We start from the raw sequence: 24,780 nt of genomic DNA on the forward strand, positions 1-24,780 counted from the left end.
AAGCCCGCAGCGCACGCAGCACGCACTGTAAGCTTTAAACTAGGGTATTTGCTCGACGATTTCCAGCAGATTCGGCCCTATAGGGGCTTGGCCAGACAGCACTATCGTCATCACGCATTATTCGTACGCAAACGCGATCTGCAAACTTTTCGAAGCATCGGATTCGCGTCGAGCTGGAAAAGTTGAGCAGCGAGCCGGAAGTGTGGGTCATCACCAGCGTGGGGATTTGCAGCAATCGTGCAAGGAAAACGCGCTGATGTTCTGGAGTGACACTCGCCCCGCGGCACATCTGATCAATGCGATAATCCACCAGGTGCGCTGCAACGCTGATGATGACCTTTGACGCCTTGCGCAAATCGAAACCGCAGTGGACGCAAAAATGCTGGGGAACAAGCTTGCTTTGACCGTAGGCTTCGATACGTCTTTGGCAGGATGGGCACCGGTCGCGCAAGCCGCAGCGGTGGTGGCGGCAAGATACTTTGGTCGCCAAACGCCAGCTGCGGCGAAAATATGGATGCTCATCGCCAGCCAGGCATTGGGGGCAGTACTGCAACCAGGTTGAAGTCCCGCGCCGACCGCTGTTTCGTAACGGCAGCAAGAGCTCCGTCGGGATGCCACTTGCCAGGGTCATTGCCACGATCTGAGCGTGGGATACACCGGCATTTGCGCGAAGCAGGTTTTCGATGTCGCTCGAGGGTCTGAAATCGATGGCTGGTGACCACATGCCAGATCCAAGTCCGAAGACGCGGGCGAATCCACGTGGTGCAACACCGTTGGCATAAGCAAGGCGGTGCAGCCAGCTCGACAGCAATTCGTCGGTTTGCGGTAAGACGTCGATGGGCCACTGGTCGGAAACGACGTGACGGTATCTCCGTTGTATGCTGATTGTCGGGATACCAGCATCGCCCATCGTCATAACAGGTTGTCCCGTAAAGCCGGTAGGCGCCGCTGCGATATTGGTATGTGCCGCAGTTCGACGATGCCCGCCTTGGTGATACGTTCGGCTCCGGATTGTACCGCCGCGACGGCCGCTCTTGTGACGATGGTGACGGTCTCGCCTATCAAACCTTCCGATAACCTGAAGATAAGCCGCGCCGACGGCTCGCTGGACAGATCCGAGATCCTGGCAAGTGGCAACGCTGCTTCAAGGCTATCGAGCAACATCAGATAGGGCTCATCGTATTGCCATCGCGGGACTGCGACCAGATCAAAACGGCTTGCCATCTCGCTGGTGGCGTTGAGGAAGTCGTAGACGGATACGTCCCCGATCAGAACCGGGGCGATGTCATACTGACGGCCGATTCGTCGCAGGAATGCAAAAATCGCCTCGATGTCGCGCGCCCGTCCGCGCAATGCGTTGTGAAACTCGTCGAAGATCAACACCTTTGGCTTGAGATTTGCCAGCAAGTGATCCAGCTGTTCCGCCTTGCGGCTGACATTCCAAATGTCGCCCCCAGGAGCGTGGAGCGCCTGGAGAATGCTCGCGTAGAAATGGCCAAGGCCCGCGCCCTCTCGCGTCTGGACCATCCAAAGCTTCTGCTGGACAGATGTTCGCAGGTGTTCGACGGCAAACCGCTCCGCAATCATCGTCTTGCCATTGGCATAGGGGCCGACCAGCATCAGGCCCTGGGTTCGTAATGACGGCGGTCTTGAGAGTAGCTCGGTGAGCCGTATATGGCTGTCTTGAGCAACCTGATGTCCGATCCATCGTGGGGCACGGATGTAGGCGATCCGCTCATCCTGGTCGCGTTCAAGGTAGGATCGGACATGGTCGAGCAGATGGTCCGACATGCCATGCTACCAGTCTTCGACCGGTAGTCGGCTTTTCTGACGGGTGGGATGAGGTGAGGCAACGCGCGCCTGTTCCTGCATAGCCGCATAAGGCTTCTGCGACGCGCCCGCGTGGATACCGCGGACAGCAGTTCGCAACTGGCGTCTGGGTTGTTTCGCAGTCCCGACGATAGCAGCGATTTCGCGGCGAAACTCCACCCTTGCAACACTTGAGCGATGGTTTGCATCGCGCCGGCGGGCGCGCTCAGCCTCATGTTCCCATAGCGTCAGCGACGTAAGCCTGCCATCGCGCCGTTCGACGGGTCGGAAGTGTCTGCCTTCCGGATCCCGGACATAGATATGGCTGATGTCTCGAGGGTCATATCTTACTTCCAGCTTTCCCAGCCGGTCGCGCTGCGGAATGAGGCCGCCAAGCCATGACGCGTAATAATGTACGGCAAACATGCTGATCCCCTGCGGCGACAATCTTCTTTCCGTACCCGGCAGAAACGACAATAGAACGGTGTGTGGATCGTCATTGAAGCGCGGTAAAGCTGCGTTGTTGCGCTGCCACTCCGTATTCGGCACATTCAGTGTCTTGGTGTTTTCCTGCCGGTTGTGATCGAGGATGGCCAGCGCAACGCACCGCTCCAGGTCCGCGAATCCGAGACAGGCGCGCCGTTCCGAGGGATATTCATCGCGATCAACCACAGACCTTCCGGTCGAACCGCGATAGGTGGCGAGGATAGCGTTGAGTTTGCCCAGCAGTCGTTCGACCACGCCGCCTTGATGCACTCTTCCGCGGTCACGATATCGAATGCGGATGCCATAATCGTCGCAGCCACGCTGGAAAGCGTGCCCCTTGAATTCCATCGCCGAGTCGGTGACGAGTACCCGAGGCCTGCCAAATGTCGACCAGGCATGAGCAAGGCTACGGTTGGCAAGCCATTCGTCCTTCGCGCACATCGCATGGGCAAGGCAAAGTCCGACCGACAGAACAGATGGTTTCTCCAAAGTCAGGCAGAAACCTAAAATAACGCGTGATGCCACATCGGTCACGATCGTGAGATAAGGCCGACCCACAAACACGCCAGTTCCGTCAACGACCTCCACGAAATTGATATCAGCCGGAGTGTGATCGATCTGACAGACGTCGAGCGGGTGAGTTGCGTGAATATATCCTGGTCGTGGCCTCAGCCGGAGCAGGTGTTTCGGATTGGCTGACCGTTTCTTGGCGATCTCTTCAGCGCTAAACAGCATCGGGATACGTCGGGCAACCGTAACGTATGACGGCAAGGTCAGCCCGGCTTCCTCGCAACGAGCGCGGATTTCAGCCACGACCGGGGCAAGGGGCGGAGCTTCCAGTGTCAGCCATTGCTCGCGCAGTGTTGTCGCTATGATTGCTTCAAGTTTTTCTGACAGCCGCTTGCGGCGGCTTTTTGCGGTGCGCGGGAGTAAGGCTGTCACCTTCCTGTCCATGCGATAGCGGACGAGGAGATTGTAGATTTGTCGCCGCGTTAGCCGCAACTCGGCCGCCGCGCGCGAAACGGCCACCTGCTTCGGCCCGATGCCATCAAGGATCTTGTCCAGTTCGCGGGCCATGCGGAGCGCGACTGACCAATGCTCATCTGAGATCGCGCGTGTCGCCGGCAATCCCTGATCATGCAATTGCTTTGGCATGGGCAGACCTCGCTGAAATCCTTAGCGAAAAATCTACTGAAATTTATCGCCTAACCCTTACGTCCGTATGACAATTTCCGAGTTGAAAAATTAAACTAAAACCCACACGTGGCCTCCACATTGTCCCGCCTTGACGAGCGCATTGTCCGCTCGCCGGCCGGCGAGGGCTTTATCGAACGCTCTCACTTCACCGATGCCTGCGCCTCGCTGTGGATCGGCGGGGAACTGGTCCACATCGAAGACCTCGTTCTCCATGACGCGACCAAAGATATCCGCACACCGACCCACGAGCTGACCATCGCCCGCGACGTTTTGCGCACGCGCCGACGCATCGTCGCGCAGCCAGCCGGCTGGGCTCTGTCCACCGAAGGTCTTCGCAACCTCCGGCAGGCCCGGGCATGGCCCGGGCAGGCGTTGCCTGCAGCATCTTTGGACAACAGGACATCGGTCGCGGCTGGGGGCGACGCTGTGCCAGACACTGGGAACGGAGCAGGGGAGGGCACCGATGATGAAGCTGGCGCGCTTGCGGAGGAATTCGCTGCCATCGACGCGTTGCTCGCCCGCTCTGACGCCGCCATTGAGAACGCAAAGCGTCCCGGCCAATCGGGGGTCGGCCGCGCCGGTGAAAAAAATCCGATGATCTATGATCTCGACTGGGATGAGGAGGAGCGGCTGGACGAATGGCACGGCGTGGTGAGGGAGGCCGAAAATTTGCCGCCGGTGCTGCAGGCGATCATCGCCCTTGATGCCTGGGATGAACTTTCCGTACTTCAACATGCACCCTGGCTGGGGCGGCTACTGGCCGCGTCGATCCTGCGTCAGGCCGGAATCACCACGCAAAATCATCTGGCAGCCATCAATCTTGGCCTGAAAACCATTCCGGTTGATCGCCGTCGACATCGCGACCGGGAAACGCGACTGCTGGCAGTTGCCCAGGGATTGTTGGCGGCGGCAGAGCTCGGGCTTAAAGAGCACTATCGGCTGGCGCTCGCGAAAACCATGATGGAACGCAAGCTGGTCGGACGACGGACGTCGTCCAAACTGCCGCAGATGATCGAGCTCGTGATGGCAAAACCATTGGTGTCGGCCGGGATGATCGCCAAGGAACTTGGTGTTACCCCGCGGGCGGCGCTACGGATCGTCGAGGAGCTGGATTTGCGCGAGATGACGGGCAGGGGGAGGTTTCGGGCATGGGGTACGATGTAAGCGTAGGGGGGGGCTAATGCAGCCCTTTCAATCACGCCGGGCTGCTGCAATTCAGAGCGCCGCGCTGTCTATCGATTGACACATGGCGCATCATAATATTCGTTGCTAGCTCAAACCTCCGGAGCGGCCTACAAGGCTACGAACTGCAGAGTGGGATACGGTTCGAGCTCCGGGGATGCTTCCAACGGTGGGGGAATGTGCGCCTAATGTCCCCGCCGAGCCTGGGGTTAGGTTCGATGTATGAGGATGCCGCAACGTCCTTGAAGTTGAATTGCTCTCGGTCTATAGAGAGAACTTGTTCGTATTGTATTCAAGGACAGACGCGGCAGGGGTTCACATAGCAATCCGCTCATCCGCGACTGCTTTGGGCCCGAACAGGATGTGATCGCCATGCCTTTCTATAGTCATAGCCGCGACCTCGTAGCCGTGGCGCGCGATCAGGTCGAAGAGGTCTTCTGGCATACGTGTAAGATTCGTCGGATAAGCCAGGCTTGTCTGGCTTTCGTCGTCGGACAGGTACTCACTCGCTTTCGGTGCGCTAAAGCCGAACTGACGAGCTGACGATCCTAGGCGCAAAAGGAAGCCCTTGATTTCGCCTCGCTGGATTGCGCCCACCAGCATACGTGAGCGCAGGGATCGGATCTGGTCGGAGGCAATGTCAAACAGTCTTGGACCAGCAAGTTGTCCTTTCAAGAGGCTCGAAAGTACGTCGGTGGGACGACCGAGCGGTGCGGAAGCGTCGGCACAGATCAGCACGTCAGATCCCTTGAGGCCCTCTGCTGGCTTGAACAGCGGTTCGAGAGCCAGGTTCTCGTAAGCACCCCCGTCCCAAAGCCTTACCTTTTGCAAGCCCGGTGATATTTTTCGCAGCGGCTCCTTGGTCGCAGGATCTGTGTGCCACCAACCCTGTGAAGGCAGTTCGAGTTTCAAAGCTCCTATTACGTATGGGACGGCTGCCGACGCTGCAATCGCGTCCGCTACGGTGACTTTAGGCTCGAAATAGGTCCCGAAACGCCAGTCGCCCATACTTTCACGGGAAAAACGCCAATTTTTTCCGGTCTCGAAGGACGTTGCGTTGATATGCCAGATGGGCGAGACAGGAAGGTCGCAAAGTCGCAATTGTATGCCCCAGTGGTGTTGGAGCTGGCGCGACAGGATGCGGGCGCGGTCGAAAAGAATATCTTTACTTGAGCAAAAGATGTTGCCGATCCCCAGCGCGCGCAAACTGAAGAGGTCACTGGACACAAGTGTGGCACGCAGTGACGGAAAAATCGCGTCGAGGAACCGAACCGAAGTTGGCCAGCTGCCATCGGACTGGGCAAAAATGCCGCCGACGATGAGGCTGCCACCCGATACCGTCGAAATCTGATTCACCTGTTCCAGCAACGACCGCTCGGCAAGATACCGGAGCACGCCAAGATGAAATGCCGCGGCCCGAAGACCACCTCCAGAAAGTGCAAGGCCTAGGCGGGGCAGGGATGTCGTCATTGGCTTTCACCGATCAGAACACGCGTCTGCCTGTCGCTCACGATCAGCGAAACCGCTGGCATGCCCTCGAGGTTGAGGATCCGGGCGAGATCAGCGATCTGCTTTAGATCGGTTTCGCTGGGAGAGGCGCTTACACCTCGCGGGTGGGAATGCCATTCCCCGATATAGTTGATCTGATGGGCGCAGCGGGTACGCATTGTTTCTATCGCATGCCGCAGCCCACGTGTACCCCTTACGAACGTGCTCGGAGTAGCGATGCTGTCTGGCGGTGCGTCGAGCGCTTGAACGATGGTGATCAATTTCGCTGTGTCATCGATCAGCCCCATCAGCGATCCGCCATGCTCGTTTGGTAGACATGCCGCCCGCTCTTGTTTCAGGCGCAGATGCAGCGAACGGGGCAGAAAGACCGTCCATCCGCCGACCTCGAACCGATCCACATCAGTCGTTATATCAATGCAGCGAGTACTGCCCTCATCGTCCATCGACCAGATTTTCAAGACCGCTGAAGCATCTGCGATATTGGACGAGATCGCATGAGCGATCGAGCCACTTAGTACTGCGATCGCAGATGCGGGAATACGGTTGGTCAATGCCCGGCAGGCTCCTGTATACCGCAATTGGCCGGCGGCTTTGAGATGGTCGGTTAGGCAGGTATCGTCGGCAAGCGCAGCTAGGTAGGCGGCCTCCAAATGGCGCAAATTGCACGAGCGATCGGCCGCCTCGATCATCAAAACCGCAGACCGACCACTTGGCGTAAAAAAGGCGCAGACACGACGCGCGGGCGAACTGTGATCCGCGAGCCGGCGCGAGACCGGGACCGAAGCTGATGCGTCGAAAATCAGGTCCGTATTCGTCAGCATTTCGTCCAGAGCGGCGCGGCCCGCGTCCGGTGCCAGAATATCCTCAACGAGCGCAGCACCGACCGCGTCCCCGCGGATCGCGCGAAGCCTTCGAAGCAACATATCGGCCTTTGATCTCGCGAGATCGGCGGTCGTCAGGCTGTGGCGCGCGATATTGTGTGGGAGGAACACGTCATCGTCGACCAGGGACCAAGAGAACAGCCCTTCCCGGACGAGGCTTTCTGCGACCGTTGACCCGAGCGAACCGGCTCCGGCCATCACGATGCGCCGATTGTCGGCCGACGCGCGGCCTGCCATAGCGGCGGCCCTCTCGCCGTCGAAATGCGGATGGATGGGTGCATAGTAGATCGGAGTATCAAGGGCGCTAGGGTCTTCGACGGTTGGCTTGAACGTCAAGACGTAGCGCAATGAGGGAGCCTCTCCACTGTCGTTCTCATTGAGAAGCCCCAGCCGCGTGCCGATATCGCCGGGGCTTGCGTCACACAGAAAAGCCATCCGCCCGGTTGGTCCGATTTCTCCGGTCAAAGGGTGAATCTGCGGCAGGCGCAGAATCAGGCAGGTAAGCCAGACATGGGTATCAATGTTCTTGTTGTGGGCGTGCCATTCCAATATCGAGTTGCGCAGAGCGAGATCGACGTCGACCTCTCTTTCGCGGAGTAGGACCGTGAGTTCGCCTAGCGTTCTTGGGGCGAAACGGATGCGCCGCATTGACTGCGGTGCCACGTCGATCGTCAACACATGAGCACGGAGGGCAGCCGGGTTGGCATGGACGGTTTCAGAGAGAGCGAACAGATAACGTGCCTGGCCGTCGGGCGCGATGAGGACAAGGGGATTTCCCTGACTGAGCGCGTCCTCACCACTGCAGGACATGATGATCTGATGGCCACCCTCGTAAGCGAAGAAGGGATCGAATGGCTGGTCATTGCCATGCAGTTCGCCTTGTCCGGCTTTGGCAAACCAAGCCTGGATACGAGACAACAGTTCGGCTGCGCCGTAGCCTGCGCGCACATCCGACCACGGTCGATCATCGATGCACAAACCGGACGGATAGCCGCTCGGCATCAGCGTTTGATGTGGTGTATCCGGGAAGTCCGAACGGGCGACGAGAACAGCTGGCCCGAGGTCGCAATTGGCTGACAAGCAGACGGACACGGTCTCTACAGGCTGAATGGGGTATATCGGGCGCTGGGGCAGCTCGACGACCAAGTCGAAGCTGACGATCTCAACGCCGGTGTTGGCGACAAAACGGCACTCGCGAAGGGTAGCAATCCCCTCGCAAGCAGACTGAATGTAGGTAGCAATACGCCGAGCAAGGGGAACCTGGAGCGCTCCGGCCTCGATAATGGTGCTTTCAGGCGGCTGGAACATCGCGGTTATCCTGCACGTGTAGGGCTAGCTGCGGCCTGGGTTGCGATAGACGCTGCCCCGGTGATGACAACGGCAACGCCTGCCCCGGTGATCTTGAGCTTTATCGGCTTCGGATTGTTGCGTGTGGGTGTTTCCATCGTCACCTTGAACTGGCCATTCGAGTCCTTGATGATCCGTTTGTAGTAATTTGCGGCCTGGCGATGAGGCGGCTGCGGATCCAGGTCGTCAGCGCTACCTTTTTCCGGGATCGGCCAACTCGGCGAGATGATGATCTCTTTCTCGCGGGCCAGCGTTTCAAAGAGCCATTTCACATCGGGAACAGGTTCGGTGACGTCCGTCCCCTTTTCCGCTGACAGTGATTTGTAGGAGCAATGATGGAAGAGCTTGAGGACGTCCCAGTGAAGACGATCGGTGTTTCCATGCTTGCGGCTGGTTTGGACGATCTGCGCCAAGGTCTCGTGATTGATATCGGCACCGAGAAGCGCGTAACTTTCATTGCCGCCCTCACGCACCGTCATCTGAACCACGATCGAACCTTCGTTGCGATCTTCGAGACCGTTGTCTGTCCGCCACGCGAAAGGACTGTGGACAAAGAATTCGGCACCGCCGGAATCGAACTTCGAGAAACCGGGGACTAGGCAACCGGCGTCGACGATGCAATCTTTACGATCTTCTGTCGTCAAACCCCAATCAGCAAGATAGGCTTGAAGATTAGCGGGGCGGGAAAACACTTTGACGCCGTAGCCATTTTTCAGCCTGTGGCGTGCCTCCTGGCGGATAGTCCAGGCATCACCCTCAAGATCGGTCTCAATGATGGCTGCGGCAGGCACCCAGAGCTCATCGATCTTTACCCGGCCGGGGCCCTGATGGATACGCGCGTAGTCAAACCAGAAGAATTCGGACGCTCCACAGATGTGGTCGTCGTCGAGATGGGTAAAGGCGACAACGCGAAAAGAGCTGCGGCCGGCGTCGTCGAGTTCGTCAAGAAGTGCCTTCGGAAGATCGATGCGGGGATCGTCGGATTGACCGCCACGCATGTTGGCGTAGTCCAGCAAAACGAGGTCGTTGTTAGCAAGGCGTAGCAACGTCGTGTCGGCATTTCCAAGGGGGAAGAACGTCATAAAAGCAGGCATAAAGGTCTCCTCCGGCAAACCTCGTGGTTGCCGATGCAATATGTTGATGGGAATAGATACCATATACAGTAAAATAACCTTACCCGTCAAGATACTATTCGTATAAAAATAATACCCATTCCGGCCAAAGAGACCTGATCTCGCCTCGTCAGCCTCAATGGACGCTGCGGTTCGGTGAAACAACGCGAGTCCGGCTCGACTGGTCACCGCGTGGTTAAGCCTGTAAGCAAAAGCTCAAGCGAATCTAAGGGCGAGGGCCCTAGCCGTATCAGCCCTCCGGAATCGACCTTATTACGTACCTGTGGGGACACTGGGCCTCGACGCAGCCAATTACGATCGCGGCGAGTAGACAAGGGTCAGTCGGCTTGTCTGACTACATTACTAGCGAGCTAGCCTTCGGCCTCTGGGTCAACTTCCTCACGAAGAGGTTCCCCCACACCTTTGGAATGCGGACCTGCCCACCATCATGGCGGCACTTATTCGAGGTACGAGCACAGGTGACTTGCCCGACGGCGCGAAATTCTTGTGCACATTTCGCAACAATTCACCTTTCATAGGGCATTTATCTGCAGGTCGATCGTTGCGGCTACGCCTTAGGCTCTCGACATCATTGGGATGCTATGTGCACGAAGGTGGGTGGCGCTGATGCCTTTCGTCACTTGGCCGATCTCAAATCTCGTACAACGACATTGACTTGGCCGTCGCCGGAGAGGTGATCTGAAAGGTTGGACTGAAACTGCTCGTGGGCCTTGCGGACCCTGGCCTCAGCGTGTGTTTCAAGACCAGCCACCTTTTCTTCGATGGACCGGTCCAGGACGACGTATTCTACATCAATGTCGCGCGGGGCAAGCCCAACCAGATCGAGACGCCCGCCGATCAACAGGTGCCGGTCGTCGATGATGACACTGGTGCCCTTCTCGAGGGCGGTGCGTATCCTAGTGTCTCGCTCGTGATCGGCCATAGTCAGCGTTGAGGCGCCAAGTGATGGAATGACGATAGCGTCCTGGCCTGTCGCCCATGTGGATTTTCCCGCCTGCGGGGGACCGATCGTGAGTATGAGCTTCTGACCCGTGCGCGGCCACTGCCAACCGGGTACAAGCGGTGGAAACCGTTCGTTGAGTTTAACCCACCAGGTATCTACTGCGGCAATCTCCTCAACAGTGAGGCTTGTGCCATGGGCCAGCTTGTTGCGGGTGGCTCTAAGCGCGGTCAGACCAGTGATCTCGTCGGGTCCGAGGACCGCAGAAAGGAGGGTCTGTAGATCAAGAAACTCAAGTTTCCAAGGATCTGTGACCTCCTTCATCTTAGTCCCCCTCCGCCTATAAGGATTTTGGGCACTTGCCATACCGGAAAGCCGACGAAGATATTTAGAAACGATAGAACGGCGGATGAGGTCAAGGCATGGCAGTACGGCCTTCACCTGCGCGGCCCATACCCGCCGCGGAACCTCGGCCTCAAATCCATGTGCCACCGCTGCGACGATGTGGGGAACCGCCGCAGCGCCCCAGAGATCGACAAGGCCGTTTCCCCAGGAAGGAAACGGATAGGTATGTCGGCTCGCGAGCTCGGCAACCCGTGTCGCCGGCGCAAGTTGCTCAGCCTCGCTCCACTGGGTTGCGACTTCAAGCAGTTCGCGCGACCAGGCGGCAATCTCTATCACCGTCGACAATCTAACGCTTCCTGTCAACGACGACGACCCGGTCAGTCCGAGTGCGCCCGCGAAAGCCTGTGTGTCGGTTGCCGATACAACACCCAATTGCCTGTGACGCGGCGTTCCAGCGGCAAGGCGGAGCAGATTCTCGTTGCTCAACCCGGGCGGTGTCATAAGCAAGAGATATGGACCGTTCTCGTGCCCAGCGTTACGACGCTCGTAGACAATCGCGCGAATAAGCGCGCTCCATTGCGGCATCGCGCTGTTATGAAAGCCATCGATGATGAATACAGTGTTTGAGAAATCTGGGTGTGCGAGGAAATCAGATACTGAACCGATCGATAGGCCGCTAGCACCGAGCGCGCGGGCGAGGTGGTGGACGATGGAAGCGTTGGGCGATATATCCATCCCCGGCACCTGGACAGTTGAAACGACATGGTCGCGCTCGGCTGCTGAGGCAATTGCGGCTACGAGCCCGCCCGGTAACGGACGCGGGCATTCGGCGAGCGCGACACCATGCTGGACAAGGGCGTCGACAAGTGTCGATATGTAGCGGGCAGGGCCTGGAAGTTGCCACCATTCCATTGCCGACCGCCTACCTTTTTCCGACGATCAGCGTTTTTGCGACACCGTTCATAGAAAACCGTTCGCTGGCACCGCTGTTTGGATCGGCCGCAGTTGTCGTTAGGATGCCCATCAATAGACCGAACCGGATCGCAGTGGAGGCCAGTTCTCGATCCTCGAAAAGTGACAGAATGCTGTCGGCCGTCTCTCCTTCACAGTAATCGGCCAGCGTTGAGAATATCGCGAAGAACTCAGGAGGCATGCCGAAGCGTTCGGAGATGTCGCCGCTCTGCTGGGTGCTGAGCTCCTGAAGCATTTTGTCGACCGCAGCTCCTGATGCCGCAGAAGCGAAAACGGCTTGGCATGGATCATTCCAACCACCAGTCACCTCCACGATTCGGTCAATAGTCTTTGGCTTCAAGCCATTTATCGCGTCAAGTCGGGCAGCGATATAAGACCGCGACCAAGGCTTGAGAGTTGTGATCTCGATTCGGTGGGGCACTTTCGAACCCCATGGATAGGCACCGGACCAGACGGCTGCGTGGTGCGAGGTTCCTACGAATACCGGGCGAACCCGTCCTCGAACAACGTTGGCCTGTTTGGCGACATTTCGAACCCAGTCTGGTGTCCATTCAGTGGTGTGGGGGACAATGAGCACCAGCAGGTGATCATCCTGCCGGACACGCTTGATTTCAGATAAAAGGTCGCCGCAGTCCCGCCAGCCTCTGACCTCGACAGTGACCTTCGGATTGGATGATCGCTTCAACGCGAGATAGACCTGATCGGCATTTGCGATTGCGGGACCAAAGATGACCACGGCGGTAGCGGGATTGACGTCCGGATCAAGCAGTGTGGCTTCCTGTCCGTCGGTGAGAGGTGAGATGCGGAGCTCGTGATCGGATCGGCCGGAGAGCGGAAGAATCGAGCGCGCGTTCTTGGGATCGAAATGGTCCTCCGGTTTGCGTCCTTGGAAGCTGTATATCCGAGTGAGCAGATCCTCCTCGTCGGTGACCATAAGGTCTAGTAGCATGCGTGAGCGCAAACCCCACTTGTTCGTGCCCGTGATGCGACGAAGGATGCCGAAACCCTCCATTTCGTCGAGCAGGTAGTCAGTCTCGGCCGGATCGCTACCCTTGGGGAAGGCTTCTGGCCAGTACTTTGTGGCGCGTTCGGCCACCTCGCTGGTCGTCATCCCGTCGCCGTCGTTGCCTCCTTCGACGTCAATAAGGGCACGCTCGGCAATGATGTAAGTCAAAAGCTCATAGCGTTGCTCGATATGCTTGATGGTCTTCTCGAAGCTTTCATAGAGGGTTTTGCGTATGCGTGGATCGGCGAGAGCACGGTCGACCATTGTAGAGGGAATCGACCATATGAGCTTGTTGGTGGACTTCTGGTGTTCCTCGATGTTGTCTAGGAGACCCTGGCAGAACACCTGAATAAGAATGGGATAGTAATTTGCAAAGCTGAGTATCCGCCAGACGTCTTCGCGGTTTGCAAATTCATAGCCCAGCGCTGCCAGTGGCAGCCTAACGAGTGCTTCGGCGTCGCCGGCGTCGCCGTTAACGAGTGGTCCGATACGGACCGGGTCGCTAGAGATTTGCGCGAGCGGGGAATTTTCCGCCTTGGTGATGCGCGACACATTATGTAGTCCGGAGAGGGTGAACTTGAATCGATGGTTGGTCTCGTTCATCAAAGCGATCAGGCGCAGGACATGGCGATGATCGGTTTCCTGCGCTTCCTGGCGTACAAAATTGTCGGCTTCGTCAAGCATAAGAAGTACGCGACGGCGGCCGTCTCCGGAGAGAAAGTCTTTGATCCCTTGTTCGAAATCGTCGGCCGTCGCTACACGCTTTTCGCCAAAGATCGGCACGAGAACTCTGGCCGCCTTTTCCCACAGCGACTTCGATGAGGCATCCATGAGGTCGACGTAACCAAATTCCGCGTGCGGTGGGGCGCGGCGCTCCAGATGACGCAACAGCGCCGTCTTGCCGAGCCTTCGACCACCATAGACGATATAGGACCCAAAAGGATCGACTATGCCGGCGAGTTCTTTCGCACGGCCCTTGAACATTTCGGGCGGCACCTGCGAGCGGCCATAGTCTTGGTAGGGTTTGGCGACCGTTGATGCCTGTGCCAATTCGAACATTGCCAGCCGCCGCCGTTCCGGCATGGTGAGGACCGTCGCGAGCATCACTTCGTCGACGACAAGGATTTTACGCCGCATCCGAATGCAATCGAGCTTGAGCTGCTCGCGCCGCTCCGTCGCCATCGATCCGAAAAACAATAAAAGGGTTCCGCGATTTTCCGCGCCTTCGGGTAGCGAAATGATCTCGCTATTAGAGACTGTGTTTGTGGCGGCGGCGATTTGCCAAGAGTTATCGACCATACTGCCGAAATCCGGAAGTATGCTCGACTGGCCATCGAATGACATTGAGACGACGGCGTCAATGACGAGGAGACTTCCCTTCTTGGTTTTGGACTTGTTCATCTCCACAAGGGAACAGTCGAAGCTCAGCTGTGACACCAGTCCCAGTAACGTCGCGATCAGTTGCGGCCCTCCTAAACCAGACTTGATTGCCCGTTTAAATATCTGCCATGTCTTGAGTACCTCACCGGCCTCTTCGCGCTGATCCTCGTCGAGCGCTGCAATGCCGTAAATGTCATTGTCGGATCCGGTCGTCAGCATCTGACCGAGTTGAACGAGGTCGGCTCCCTTGATCTGGCGAAGGATAGAGCGGAAGCGGACCAGATCCTTGTTGGCTGCGCCCGTTTCCAGCACTGGTCGACGAGTGGCTCCGGAAGCGAACATGCCCAACCAGTCGGACAGCGTCGCCAGATCATCCGCCTCCAGCAATTTCGACAATGCTTGGCGTTCTCCATCAGAGACCTCCGTCGCCGAGAGGCTGGTGATTTGTCCTTCAAGGGCGGCCTTGCCTTCGTCAAGAAGCTTGCGTGCCTGCCGTTCGAGATCGCTCAGTCTCTCGAAGGCGGCGTTGACGTCGGTGATACGGACACCATCGATTTCTTCTGGCATGAAGTCCCAAGCAATGTCGTCGCCAGAACGGGCTGCAGTGACAGTCCGCAGGCTCTCTTCGAGGTCGGCGGTTACTTTAAGGCCGCCAAGCGCCATGCGCCGCACCTTGTGGAGAAGCATGCCTACGGTCTCCTGCTGCGCGGCGAGCTGGCCGCGCCGGAGGCTTTCGGTTGTCGCAACTCGAGCCTCGAGGTCCAGGTATTCCACTTCGCCAAGGCCAAAATGCTGCCAGAACTGCAGCAGCGCCTTGGCGGCGAGGAAAGCGTCCTCTTGATAACGCTGCTCGACGACTATTCTGAAGCACTCGTCGGCGGTTCCGTTCAACCGCGGCAAGGGAAGGTCGATGATAGCGTTAACCAGTTTTGGACTGTCAGCAGGCGAGGGTGTCCAAGCATGGCTCCAAGTCATGTTCGGAAGCCATAGAAGGGGGACATGCAGTGCGAGATTTGCGGCCGTACGATCGAACTCGCTCGCTGTCGATCCGCGAAGAATGGCACTCAAACGGCCGAGCACATCCCGGGCATAGCCGTTGGCGGCTACTAGCAAGCGATCGCTATCGTCATCTTCGAGATGGCTCGTGAAGTGGTCGATACTGGCAGCCAGATCGTCGATCAAACGGCGCACCAATGTGCGTCGGCTAGCGCGCGCCTGAAGATCGGTCGCCTGACGCTTCGCATCGCGCAAATCTTGACAAAGGCTGGAGAGATCAAGGAGAAGGGCTACGAGCCGCTCCCGCGCCGCGCCGTCGATTACCTGACCATGGCCGACCGCTTCGGCAATTTTCTCGAGTGCCAGCAGTACCCTTTGACGATCTGGGAATTCCTCCGAAAATCGATTGGCAGCATCGACAGCGGTCGGTGACTGCATCGCGCTTGCCAACAAGGTGACTTCGCCTTGATTGGACAGCAGCTCTTTCTTGATCTTCTGGCCGAGGGCGAAACGAAAATTTGAGGCCTGGAAGGCCGCGATCTTTGCCAGAATCCTCTTTTGGCACTCGTCTAAGTAAGAGCGATCCGCCTTCGCATCGCCCGCGGCCGCTATATTTTGCAGGCTAAGGGGAAAATTCGATTTCCGGTTTTCGTCCAGAACTTCCTTCAACCGAAAAAACGCGGCGCAATGACCGCTGCCATTAAGGTGCTCGATAATGCTGAAGGCTTTCGAACTCTCAGAGAGGTTGAAAAGAGCCGTCGGTACCATTGCCGCGTACAGTGCGGTCTGCCTCGCGCGGTCTAACGGCGTGCTCGACTGGGCGATTTTCTCCGCAATCACGACGCACGCCTCGAGCGCGTCCTTGAAGCCTTCCGGTTCGTATTTCGATCCGGTCATTTCCTTCGCAAACGCAATCACCTTGAGTTCGTCAGATGTGATTGGTGTCTCGCCGGGTGACAGCATTGGTTCTGAAGCACGGGCAAAATGATAAGCCAACCCCCACTCATGATGCGTGAAAAGTTCCGCGGCCTTGGCGTGTATGTCGGCCACGAACGGGTCTATGGGGGCTGCATCCGGGTCGTCGGCCGCTTCAGTTTCTATGACTGGCGGCAGCGGGATTTCGAAAGGCTCCTCGTCATCGAAGAACGAATTGTCAGAGAGGGCGGCGATGTCCTCCGCTTCCGGCGCCAGCGGCGCGGAGCCCGGCTCCATTGCCGTGGTGTAATCCTCGACACACTCTACGGAGATGGGATCGTTGACCACGTTAGGCATCGTCGTCACCGCGAGCGCCACCAGTGCGTCGTCGCATCCCTCAAGGGCGGTTCGAGCGTTCGTTTCAATGGCGTCCAACAGCGAGTGCGCGAAGGTTATAAACTGCTTCGGCGGCATTTTTGGAGGCGACCGATAAGAGGCGAGGTCCTCGGCGACGATCGTACCGTTTGCTTCCGCCGCAGCCAAGATATTTGCGGCTTCGTCAAGTGGTCCAAGAAGTGCTGCTGACGGCAACGTCTTAATCCTAGTGGCAATACTGTCGCAAAGCAGTGAAAGTGCGTCGTCTAAGAGTTCCAGCTCTATTAGCGCTCCCTTAATCTTGGAGAGCAGCGCGGCCGCGCGATGGGCGATGTCCTCGGTGGTGCGCGGAGCGAGGTCGAGGGCATGCTGCTTGGCCGCTTTTTCAAGAATGCCCAGTTGCTTCTCAAGCGCCCCCACCAGGGACGCGTCCGGAGGTACGTTTCTTGCCGTTGTGAGCAGGTAAGCCATAGTTGTGATCGCATCGTTCCAGCTGGTTTGAACGAGGTCTCCCCCCATATGGGGGCCCGCGTGATCGGCTACGGGCTCCTCCTCTTCCACCGAAGCGTGGCCTGCAATGGGAAGAGGGTCGCTTGCGAGAAGCGTTTCGAACGGATCCGACGAGCAGGCCATATAAGCTAGGATATAGGATCGAAGTTCGGGGAGGGAGTCAGCGACATTGAACATGGACAACGGTTTGTCCGGGATTGGTTGCGCGGACCATTCAAGCAGGACGACCGCGGTTGATATCTCGCCTCGGCCCCTCGCGGCAAGCTCGACAAGCTGCTGACGGGTGGCCTCCGCGTCCTTTGGGGCCAGTGTGCTGACACCACTCGCGCGGAGCGCGTCTACGTAACGCGATGAAAGACGTTTGAAGTAGGTCCGCTTCTCTGACGCACCGGGTTCGATTTCCTGTAGGAAGAGACGCAGGAAGTAAGGGTAACGAGCAGCTTCTGGCAGGAGATCATACACTGCATCGACGCCGGGGCGTTCTGGTGGCCAGGGAAATCCGGTGACTGGCAGGATGGTCTTGCCCCATTTGGCATGGAAAAGCCGGATCTGCCGATTCGAAATTGGTACCCAGTCACGGAACCAGGCCGCGTCGATATCTCCGGGTAGAGACAGTATCGGGCTGCGCAAGGTCTCGATGTCGACGACGGTATCAATTCTTGCGCTCATATCAATGCCTGCCCTTCTCGCGTTTCGGCAAGATAGATCAATTCTAGGATGTAATGCTAGATGAGTTTTTTGTCTTCCAACATCGCCGCGCGAAAGTCAGTCCAGTTTTCCACGACGACAGGTCGCTCGGCTGGCCGATCGGTGTCGATGTCGAGTCTCAGTCGTTTTTGAAAGTAATATAGAAGGGCTCGCCGAACAGAGATGTGAGCGCGGCCGTTGTCCATTGCGTAATCGAGTGCAACCGTGCGCTGTTGCGACGCCGAGAGAGCGGGGTTGGGCTGCAGGATGACCTCGAAGAAAGTTTCCCATTCTCGGTCCGGAACGTCGAAGCCATCGCCGACCTCATGCTCTCGCACGTTTTCGCAGCGTGATAGAATGAAATCCTTGTATGCGCCGTCTAAGTGGCAGAACGCACGAACATGCCAGCGCAATCCGTCATTTCCGAAGGCGCGAGGTGTTACACGCCGCCAAGCTGCGTCAGGCCGACTTTTGCTCATGGACTGGTAAAATATCTCGACCGACTGCTTTGCGCGGATAGCTCCAAGCAATGATTTAAAGACGACGGGCCGGACTGATCTGAAAGGGATGGGCAACGCATCGATCGGCGGCGGGTGGCCGATCCACGTGTCATCTATACCGATGACGCGATCGGCGATCATCTTCAATTGTGCGAGGTAGCGTTCCGCGCTTGGCTTTAAAAAGCGGGGTGTGAAGTTGGCAGTTGCAACGTATCGTTTTTCTCGGGTGTCGTACCGGATGTTTTCCGGTTCTAGACCCTGATAGAGGGAAAGATCGTTCGAGGCCTGCGGAACTGACACGTTGAAGCGGTCTGTAATGTCGGCGCGGCGGATGCCGCCTTCCCAGAAGCACTTGAACTCGATAAATTCCAGTCGTTGCTCTGTTCCCCAGCGCAAAACGTTGTCGTTGGGCTCCACGCACTTCTCCACAAAATGGGCACCATATGTATAGGAACTATACTGATCTTTTGCGGCTATGGCAATCCGAACCTTAGCCCCTCGCGGTCAGGCGTCGGAAAAGCCGCAAGATCAGTTAGTGCGCCGGTAAATTATCCCCTACAACGGTTGTCGCTGTGATACTCACTTTGGGCCAAAAAGATTGCGTGCATCGAAGGGAACCAACGCCACAGGCGAACAAAGAGGATGCGCATAAACAAGTACTTAGCTATTAGCGCAGGTGGTCTCGGGTTCGAATCCACTCAAGGCGTGCAATGATCCCTTCCCAGTCGGCGCCTCAACCAAACTGGGTCCCCGCGCGCGGTGCCGAAACGACGGTATTTTCAAGGCTCGCGACCCGACAGTTTCATAAATGCTGGGAAACGACGTTGTCATCGTTGATCTGCATCGGAACATCCGATTTCGAGCCCCCGACTTCTGTGCGCACAAGGCTATCGCGAACTTGATGCCGCAGCCAGCCGTTCGCAGGATCGCCGTCGGCGTGGCTCGCCCACACCATTTTCACTGACGGAAAGGACAGACTCACCGGTAACGGGCTAACCTTGAGGCCGAGAAGTGCCGCGTAACGATCAGCGATGCGGCTCGGTACCGTGGCAATGACCGGTGCGATCTGCGCCGCCGATAGAACCGACATATAGCCGGGTGCTGCGGCTATCACGTTTAGCTCCACGCCCGCCAATTCCAGCGCATCCTTGATGCAGCCCTGCAATGTCTCGTTCTGGGAGATGGTTGCATGGTCAGCGGAAAGATAGTTCGAGAGTTCCACCGGGTTCGACAAAGGCAGGAGAGCCGGATTGTAGCAGCATGCCATTTCCGGCTCGTACAATGTCTCGAAGGATCGGCGGCTCGTCTTTGTGTATGTGCAGCCAACCGCGATGTCGATGCTGCCATCCTCCAGTGAAGGTTCCATCGCCTCGTATGGAAACACTCTGGCCAAAACCTTGATGCCGGGTGCATCGCGGCGCAGGCGCATCGTTAGCTCGGGGATAAGCAACAGCTCGATTTCGGGAGACATCGCGATGCGGAACGTTCGTTCTTCCGTTGCCGGATCAAACGCGAAGTTGCCGATCAGCGCCATCTGCGCCTGGCGAAGAGCATGGCGGACCGGCGCGGCCAAGCTGCGCGCCCGTGCTGTCGGCTGCATCACCTGTCCTACGCGAATGAACAATTCGTCCTGCAAGAGGACCCGAAGCGTTGAAAGGGAATGGCTCATTGCAGGTTGCTGGACCTTCAACCTTCGAGCCGCTTTGGTGACGTTTCCCTCCGCCATGAGGGCGTCAAAAGCAACCAGCAGATTGAGATCGAAAGAACGCAAATTGAAATGATCGATAGTTGTCATGAGCCGCATCGATTTGATTACTAATGCGTCCATGCATACGTGCTAAAAAGGTCAGTTCCAAGACCATGTCGTCAACGGGCCGTCCAATGCCCAGGAGTTTCCCATGCAAACCCGTCGCTCCCTACTTATCAGCACAGCAGGCGCAGCCCTTGCTGCAAGCGCCATGACAACCTTGCCCACCGCTGCCTTTGCCAAGGCGCCCATGGTTGGCAAGCAAGCGGCCAGCTTTTACCGCATGAAACTCGGTGACTATGAAATCACCGCGGTTTCCGACGGCACGGTGAAACTGCCCATGTCGAAAATATACAAGGGCATCGCCGAAAGAGACGCAGAAACCTATCTTGCCGATCATTTTCAGGCGGGTTCGGAAATTTCGGTCAACGCCTTTCTGGTCAATACCGGCGAGAAGCTTGTTCTGATCGATGCCGGTACGGGCGATCTGATGGGACCGGCGCTCGGCAAGCTCGTTTCCAATATCGAGGCTGCGGGTTACAAAGCGGACCAGATCGATGACGTCATCCTCACGCACATCCATGCTGACCATTCCGGCGGTCTCATTGCCAATGGCAAGCGTGTGTTTGAAAACGCGATCCTGCATGTCAACGATCGCGAAGCCAAGTTCTGGTTGAAAGCGGATGCCAAAGCCAAGGCTGACAAGGTTCTGGGTCCCCAGATTGCGCAGGCCGAGCAATGCGTCAGCCCGTATGTCGATGCGAAGAAGTTCGAAACCTTTGAGGACGATGCCGCGCCTTTGCCCGGTTTTGGCTCGGTGCTGCGCGCTGGCCATACGCCCGGACACAGCGGCATCATCGTCGAAAGTCAGGGGAAAAAGATCGTGTTCTGGGGCGATATCGCGCATGGCGACGTGCTGCAATATGACCATCCGGAGGTGACGGTCGATTTTGACGTGGACCAGACGACGGCTGCCGCCACACGCGCCGTTGCTTTCGCCGAGGCAGCTGATCAGAAATATCTGGTTGCAGGCGCGCACCACGCCTTTCCGGGCATCGGTCATATCAGGCGGGACGAGACGAACTATGATTGGGTTCCGCTGGTTTATAGCGCCAATTACTGATGTCTGATGAGGCTCCACCTGCGGGATGGAGCCTCGTCTCTACACTCATGCCTGGTTCGGCGGCGACACTTATAATGCAGCCGGTGCCATGGCCCGTATTTTCGATGCATCGATCCTTATGTTGCTGCGCTGAGACGCGTCGGCCATCGTCTCGATGAGGGCGCCACATTCACCCTCGCCGGTTGCGAGAAGTTCTCGGAAGGAGCGGACGCGCGATATGGCCCAGAGCATGCTGGCGACAACCCAAACTGGGCTTCTGGCGAGCCACGCTTTTCCGGAGGGATAGAGTGACGTGCCCAATGCTCTTATGAGCCTGAAACTCTCGTGGGTTCCACGCGCAACAATCAGAGCCTCCTTCCAGGATGCGCCCGTGCCGCGCCGGACAGCGGCGATCGATATGCTCTCGAATGCGACACAGAGAGGAGCATGGCATTGAAGCCAAAGCAGCATGTCTGTTTCCAGCACAGCGGGCAGCCCGGCTTTTGAAAAGAGATCGACCCAACGCTGGTCGCTGATTTTCGTTTTTTGCCCGCCAGCCCCAACGACTGCTTTCAGTCTTCCATCTTTGGCAGAACTGGCCTGCACGAATGGCATTCCGAATGCGCTGCGCTCAGTGCCGATGATGTCGCGCAGTCGATCCGGATCAAAGTTGTTGAACATGAACAAGATGTTTCTGGCTGCACTTCTTTTCAGCGCAGGCAGCACGGCATCGACTTGATGTGCGAGCAATGTGACGACCACAAGATCATAGGGCACAGCTTCGTCCAACGTGTCGGTGACACCAACAGCCGCATGCTCACCCGTGATGCTGATGATTCCGCTGTCGATCAACAAGTGCTCAAGGTGCGCGGAACCCGGCCTTGCAATGACGGTGACCGCATGCCCGCCGTAGCGGGCCAGATGAAATGCGAATGTACTTCCAATTCCGCCAACACCAATCACGGCGATGCGAAGCGCACCCGGGGAGGAAAAATCCGTCATGACGTTTTCTTTCTCGTTAAAGGCATGTGGGGTCTGGGCCGGTGCGATATCTCGGGCGTCTTTGACTATCCGACTTGCCTGCCGCGTGATTGCCATGCCCGGTGCACCTCGTCCCAATCGGGAACGCTGTCGCAGTAGAAGCCGAGTGTCTTGCCTGTCGCGATAGAGCCGAAGGCCTTCATCGCTTTCAGGTGCGCGCCAGCGATCAGATATCGACGCATTGCGCCCTCATCCTTCCACACGGTTCTTGTGTGATGCACGCCATTGATGAGGCGCGCATCTGTGGCGATGTTGCCCTCGGCCTGCTTGGCTTGAGCCATTGACCTGATCGCATGCCACCAGAAACGGAAAAAATGGCGCCTGCCTTTCAGCTGGAGGCCGGTGATTGATACATAGACCTTCTCCATCGCAGTCCTCCTGGCCGTCTGGCACCACCCGAAAGGGGGCTCAGTGGCATTGAAATGTCCTTATTTAGACGCTGTCTAAATCAATGTCAGGATCATTTTCTCTGGTCAAGCGCAATCTAGTCAGTGTAAGGATTAGGCATGAAACCTTATCATCACGGATCGCTGCGCCAGGCGTTGCTGGAGGCGGCGGAAGCAATCCTCGACCGCGACGGCATTGCCGGGCTTACCTTGCGGGCGGCGGCACGCGAGGCGGGCGTTTCGCACGGCGCTCCTGCCCATCACTTCGGCGATCTCTCCGGTCTGTTGACGGAGTTGGCTGCTTCGGGCTTCGTGCGATTGCGCGAGACTGTCCTGGCCGAGATGGAAGAGGCTGCCGCTCAGGTCGATCCCTCTGCTTATGCCACGGCGCTGGGACGCGGATACATCCGCTTTGCCAGAGCGCATCCGGGTGTCTTTCTGCTGATGTTCCGTTCCGAGCGCCTGAACTGGTGTTCGCCCTCCTTATCCGTTGCGGGTCCTGCGGCATTCGCACTTCTTTCGAGTGAAGCTTCCGGTGAAGCGACAGACAGGAGCGATTTCGAAACGCTGGTTGTAGCAAGTACGCGCTGGTCTCTGATGCATGGATTGGCGACGCTGATCATCGATGGCAGGCTTGAAGCGATGGCGCAGAATGTGCCTGGTGCCAATCTGGATGAACTGATTGGGCAGATACTCTCCCGTGGCCTGATCGATGGAACCGGCATCGATACCGCCAGATCGTAACGCGTCAGTCGCGTAAACCGTAGAGGTCGCTTAGTGGACGTTGAAGCGGGGCACGATCTTCAACAGCGCTATGATTGTGGCAAGAAGAATTGCATAAGCCAGAAAAGCCAATGGGCTACCTGACGGTATTCCCTGAAGGACCAGACTGTCAATTGCCTCCGGGTATCAAGGTGCTGCCCGCGCCCATCAGCAAACCTCCTGTAAATCTGTCGCGGAGCGCAGCGAGCCCCGGCACTCCAAGCCGGAACCGTCCCTGAAACATTCCGCTCGCGATGCTTCCTGCGATAAGTCCTGTAAGGCCCATGGCCGTCAGCCAGTCGGAGGTCCCGATATATCTCAATGCAGGCATCCATGGCCAAGGCTGGTGAAGGGCTCCGACAAAAGCGCCGACCAATCCGATCACGCCCATCAGAAATGACAGCTTGAGAATGACGCGCAGCGGCCGTCTCCACAGCGCAAAGCGCAACAGGATGAGGCCGGGCAGACCGAGCGCGACGATAAGCAGGGCATGTTCGGGAAGAGGGGTTCGTTCCGGTGCCGCGATTGCGCCGGCTCCCATCGCGTCAAGAAGGCGAAAGGCAAGATATGCCCCCGCTCCAGTCAGCAGAAACTCGGCCCTTCCTTCGCCAAGGCGTGCAATAGAGCCAAATGCGCAACCGCCATTGATTGTTGCGCCAGCCCCGAATAGAACTGCACCGAGGCCGAGAGACCCCAAAGGCCCCCACTGCGGAACAGCCATGTCTGGCGTCAGTAGCCATGCGACAAGCAATGCCCACAGGCCGCATTCGAAAAACCCGAGCAACCCATCCACCCTTCGATCCCTCATAAGTTCGGACATCGCACGAACGGCGCAGGTGGTGCCATGCTGAATGGCTACTCCGAGCGCGAACGCTCCCACAACCAGGAGCACCGCGAGAGCGTGAATGGAAATGCCGTCGAGATATGTCATCATCAATCCAGTATAAGGGCTGCGACAAGCGACAAGGTTCTGTGATGGGGACAGTGGTCGGGATGCTGCCCTGTTTTCAATGCGGTCTCAGGTCAGTGATGCCTGAGCTCTGACGCGCGCGATGCTTTCGCCGAGAATGAAAATACTGACGCCCAGCAACGAGACGTCTTTGAGCAGAAACTGGCCGACCGGATTGATCCAGGGGAAGCCACCAAGGTCCGCGTACCAGATCGGCAGTGCGAACATGACCGAGACCGTGGTCAGAAACGTCATCGAGCCGATTGCGCCACCAAGGACGCCAGCGCGTGCCGACCAGATGGAGGCGATCAGCAGGATGGCTGTGAAAATCTCTGCAGTACCGAGCAGAGCGGTTGCGCCCACCTCGCCAAATGCTGGATAGAGCCACGATAGCCACGGTGTGTTTGTTATGAGGGGTTTGAGGGCATCGACCTCGATCTGCGTGTATTTAAGGACGCCTATCAGCAGGAGCGGAAGGACCACGCCCGCAAGGGCAACGCCGCGACCGATTTTTGTGATTGTGCCGGCGGGGATGATGCGATCAACGCCAAGGATGGCGCGGTCGGCGGCGGATGTGATTGTCCGGGTCATTTTTATTATCCTTTCTATTTATATGCATGAAG

17 protein-coding genes are annotated in these 24,780 nt (G+C 57.6%); 3 read left to right on the forward strand and 14 right to left on the reverse strand.

Going from position 1 to position 24,780, the window contains the following annotated elements; all coding sequences use genetic code 11:
• Nucleotides 1-34: 34 nt before the first annotated feature.
• From RMR21_RS22890 to RMR21_RS22900, 3 genes are read right to left on the reverse strand one after another with little or no spacing between them, the layout of a single operon-like run.
• Nucleotides 35-916 (reverse strand): TniQ family protein, encoded by an 882-nt coding sequence (locus tag RMR21_RS22890; protein WP_052496828.1) that lies wholly within the window; start codon nt 914-916, stop codon nt 35-37.
• Nucleotides 913-1,791 (reverse strand): TniB family NTP-binding protein, encoded by an 879-nt coding sequence (locus RMR21_RS22895; protein WP_042617857.1) that lies wholly within the window; start codon nt 1,789-1,791, stop codon nt 913-915. The genes RMR21_RS22890 and RMR21_RS22895 overlap by 4 nt, the downstream gene beginning before the upstream one ends.
• 6 nt (nt 1,792-1,797) lie before the next feature.
• Nucleotides 1,798-3,450: a TnsB C-terminal domain-containing protein gene (locus RMR21_RS22900; protein ID WP_042617858.1), complete on the reverse strand. Its 1,653-nt coding sequence runs from the start codon at nt 3,448-3,450 to the stop codon at nt 1,798-1,800.
• 108 nt (nt 3,451-3,558) lie between these two features.
• Between RMR21_RS22900 and RMR21_RS22905 the strand changes: the two genes are divergently transcribed.
• On the forward strand, nt 3,559-4,656 hold the full coding sequence (locus RMR21_RS22905) for an RHE_PE00001 family protein (protein ID WP_498672156.1): 1,098 nt from the start codon (nt 3,559-3,561) through the stop codon (nt 4,654-4,656).
• A 333-nt stretch (nt 4,657-4,989) separates the two neighbouring features.
• Here the strand turns inward: RMR21_RS22905 and RMR21_RS22910 are convergent, their stop codons facing one another.
• The 7 genes from RMR21_RS22910 to RMR21_RS22940 form a co-directional block, all read right to left on the reverse strand.
• Complete coding sequence (locus RMR21_RS22910) at nt 4,990-6,144, reverse strand: patatin-like phospholipase family protein (protein ID WP_498672158.1); 1,155 nt, start codon at nt 6,142-6,144, stop codon at nt 4,990-4,992.
• On the reverse strand, nt 6,141-8,372 hold the full coding sequence (cap2-3, locus tag RMR21_RS22915; protein ID WP_498672160.1) for an anti-phage 6A-MBL system cap2_3 protein: 2,232 nt from the start codon (nt 8,370-8,372) through the stop codon (nt 6,141-6,143). Before cap2-3 ends, RMR21_RS22910 begins: the two co-directional genes overlap by 4 nt.
• A gap of 5 nt (nt 8,373-8,377) precedes the next feature.
• Nucleotides 8,378-9,505, reverse strand: coding sequence for an anti-phage 6A-MBL system MBL-fold protein (mblB, locus tag RMR21_RS22920; RefSeq protein WP_498672161.1), 1,128 nt, complete (start codon nt 9,503-9,505; stop codon nt 8,378-8,380).
• Between the two features lie 655 nt (nt 9,506-10,160).
• The gene (locus tag RMR21_RS22925) at nt 10,161-11,741 is read right to left on the reverse strand and encodes a hypothetical protein (protein ID WP_498672164.1); all 1,581 of its coding nucleotides are present in this window, start codon (nt 11,739-11,741) and stop codon (nt 10,161-10,163) included.
• A gap of 10 nt (nt 11,742-11,751) precedes the next feature.
• A complete protein-coding gene (locus RMR21_RS22930; RefSeq protein WP_498672165.1) occupies nt 11,752-17,652 on the reverse strand; it encodes an AAA family ATPase in 5,901 nt (1,966 codons plus the stop codon).
• A gap of 56 nt (nt 17,653-17,708) precedes the next feature.
• Nucleotides 17,709-18,587 (reverse strand): BrxR family helix-turn-helix transcriptional regulator, encoded by an 879-nt coding sequence (locus RMR21_RS22935; protein WP_498672167.1) that lies wholly within the window; start codon nt 18,585-18,587, stop codon nt 17,709-17,711.
• Nucleotides 18,588-18,972: 385 nt separating this feature from the next.
• Nucleotides 18,973-19,965, reverse strand: a complete 993-nt coding sequence (locus RMR21_RS22940) for a LysR family transcriptional regulator (RefSeq protein ID WP_498672169.1) — start codon at nt 19,963-19,965, stop codon at nt 18,973-18,975.
• Between the two features lie 103 nt (nt 19,966-20,068).
• On the opposite strand from RMR21_RS22940, the gene RMR21_RS22945 reads away from it, so the two are divergent.
• Nucleotides 20,069-21,040, forward strand: coding sequence for an MBL fold metallo-hydrolase (locus RMR21_RS22945; RefSeq protein ID WP_498672172.1), 972 nt, complete (start codon nt 20,069-20,071; stop codon nt 21,038-21,040).
• 69 nt (nt 21,041-21,109) lie between these two features.
• Here the strand turns inward: RMR21_RS22945 and RMR21_RS22950 are convergent, their stop codons facing one another.
• Together RMR21_RS22950 and RMR21_RS22955 are read right to left on the reverse strand one after the other, a co-directional pair.
• Nucleotides 21,110-22,021, reverse strand: coding sequence for a ketopantoate reductase family protein (locus RMR21_RS22950; RefSeq protein ID WP_498672174.1), 912 nt, complete (start codon nt 22,019-22,021; stop codon nt 21,110-21,112).
• A gap of 65 nt (nt 22,022-22,086) precedes the next feature.
• Nucleotides 22,087-22,428, reverse strand: coding sequence for a hypothetical protein (locus tag RMR21_RS22955; RefSeq protein ID WP_498672176.1), 342 nt, complete (start codon nt 22,426-22,428; stop codon nt 22,087-22,089).
• A gap of 138 nt (nt 22,429-22,566) precedes the next feature.
• Between RMR21_RS22955 and RMR21_RS22960 the strand changes: the two genes are divergently transcribed.
• Entirely contained in the window at nt 22,567-23,190 is a 624-nt protein-coding gene (locus RMR21_RS22960) for a TetR/AcrR family transcriptional regulator (protein WP_498672180.1), read from the forward strand.
• Nucleotides 23,191-23,338: 148 nt separating this feature from the next.
• Here the strand turns inward: RMR21_RS22960 and RMR21_RS22965 are convergent, their stop codons facing one another.
• Together RMR21_RS22965 and RMR21_RS22970 are read right to left on the reverse strand one after the other, a co-directional pair.
• On the reverse strand, nt 23,339-24,142 hold the full coding sequence (locus tag RMR21_RS22965; protein WP_498672182.1) for a YeeE/YedE thiosulfate transporter family protein: 804 nt from the start codon (nt 24,140-24,142) through the stop codon (nt 23,339-23,341).
• A gap of 84 nt (nt 24,143-24,226) precedes the next feature.
• A complete protein-coding gene (locus tag RMR21_RS22970) occupies nt 24,227-24,748 on the reverse strand; it encodes a YkgB family protein (RefSeq protein ID WP_498672185.1) in 522 nt (173 codons plus the stop codon).
• Nucleotides 24,749-24,780: the final 32 nt, after the last annotated feature.

Source organism: Agrobacterium sp. rho-8.1 (genome assembly GCF_033957725.1).
Taxonomy (GTDB): Bacteria; Pseudomonadota; Alphaproteobacteria; order Rhizobiales; family Rhizobiaceae; genus Agrobacterium.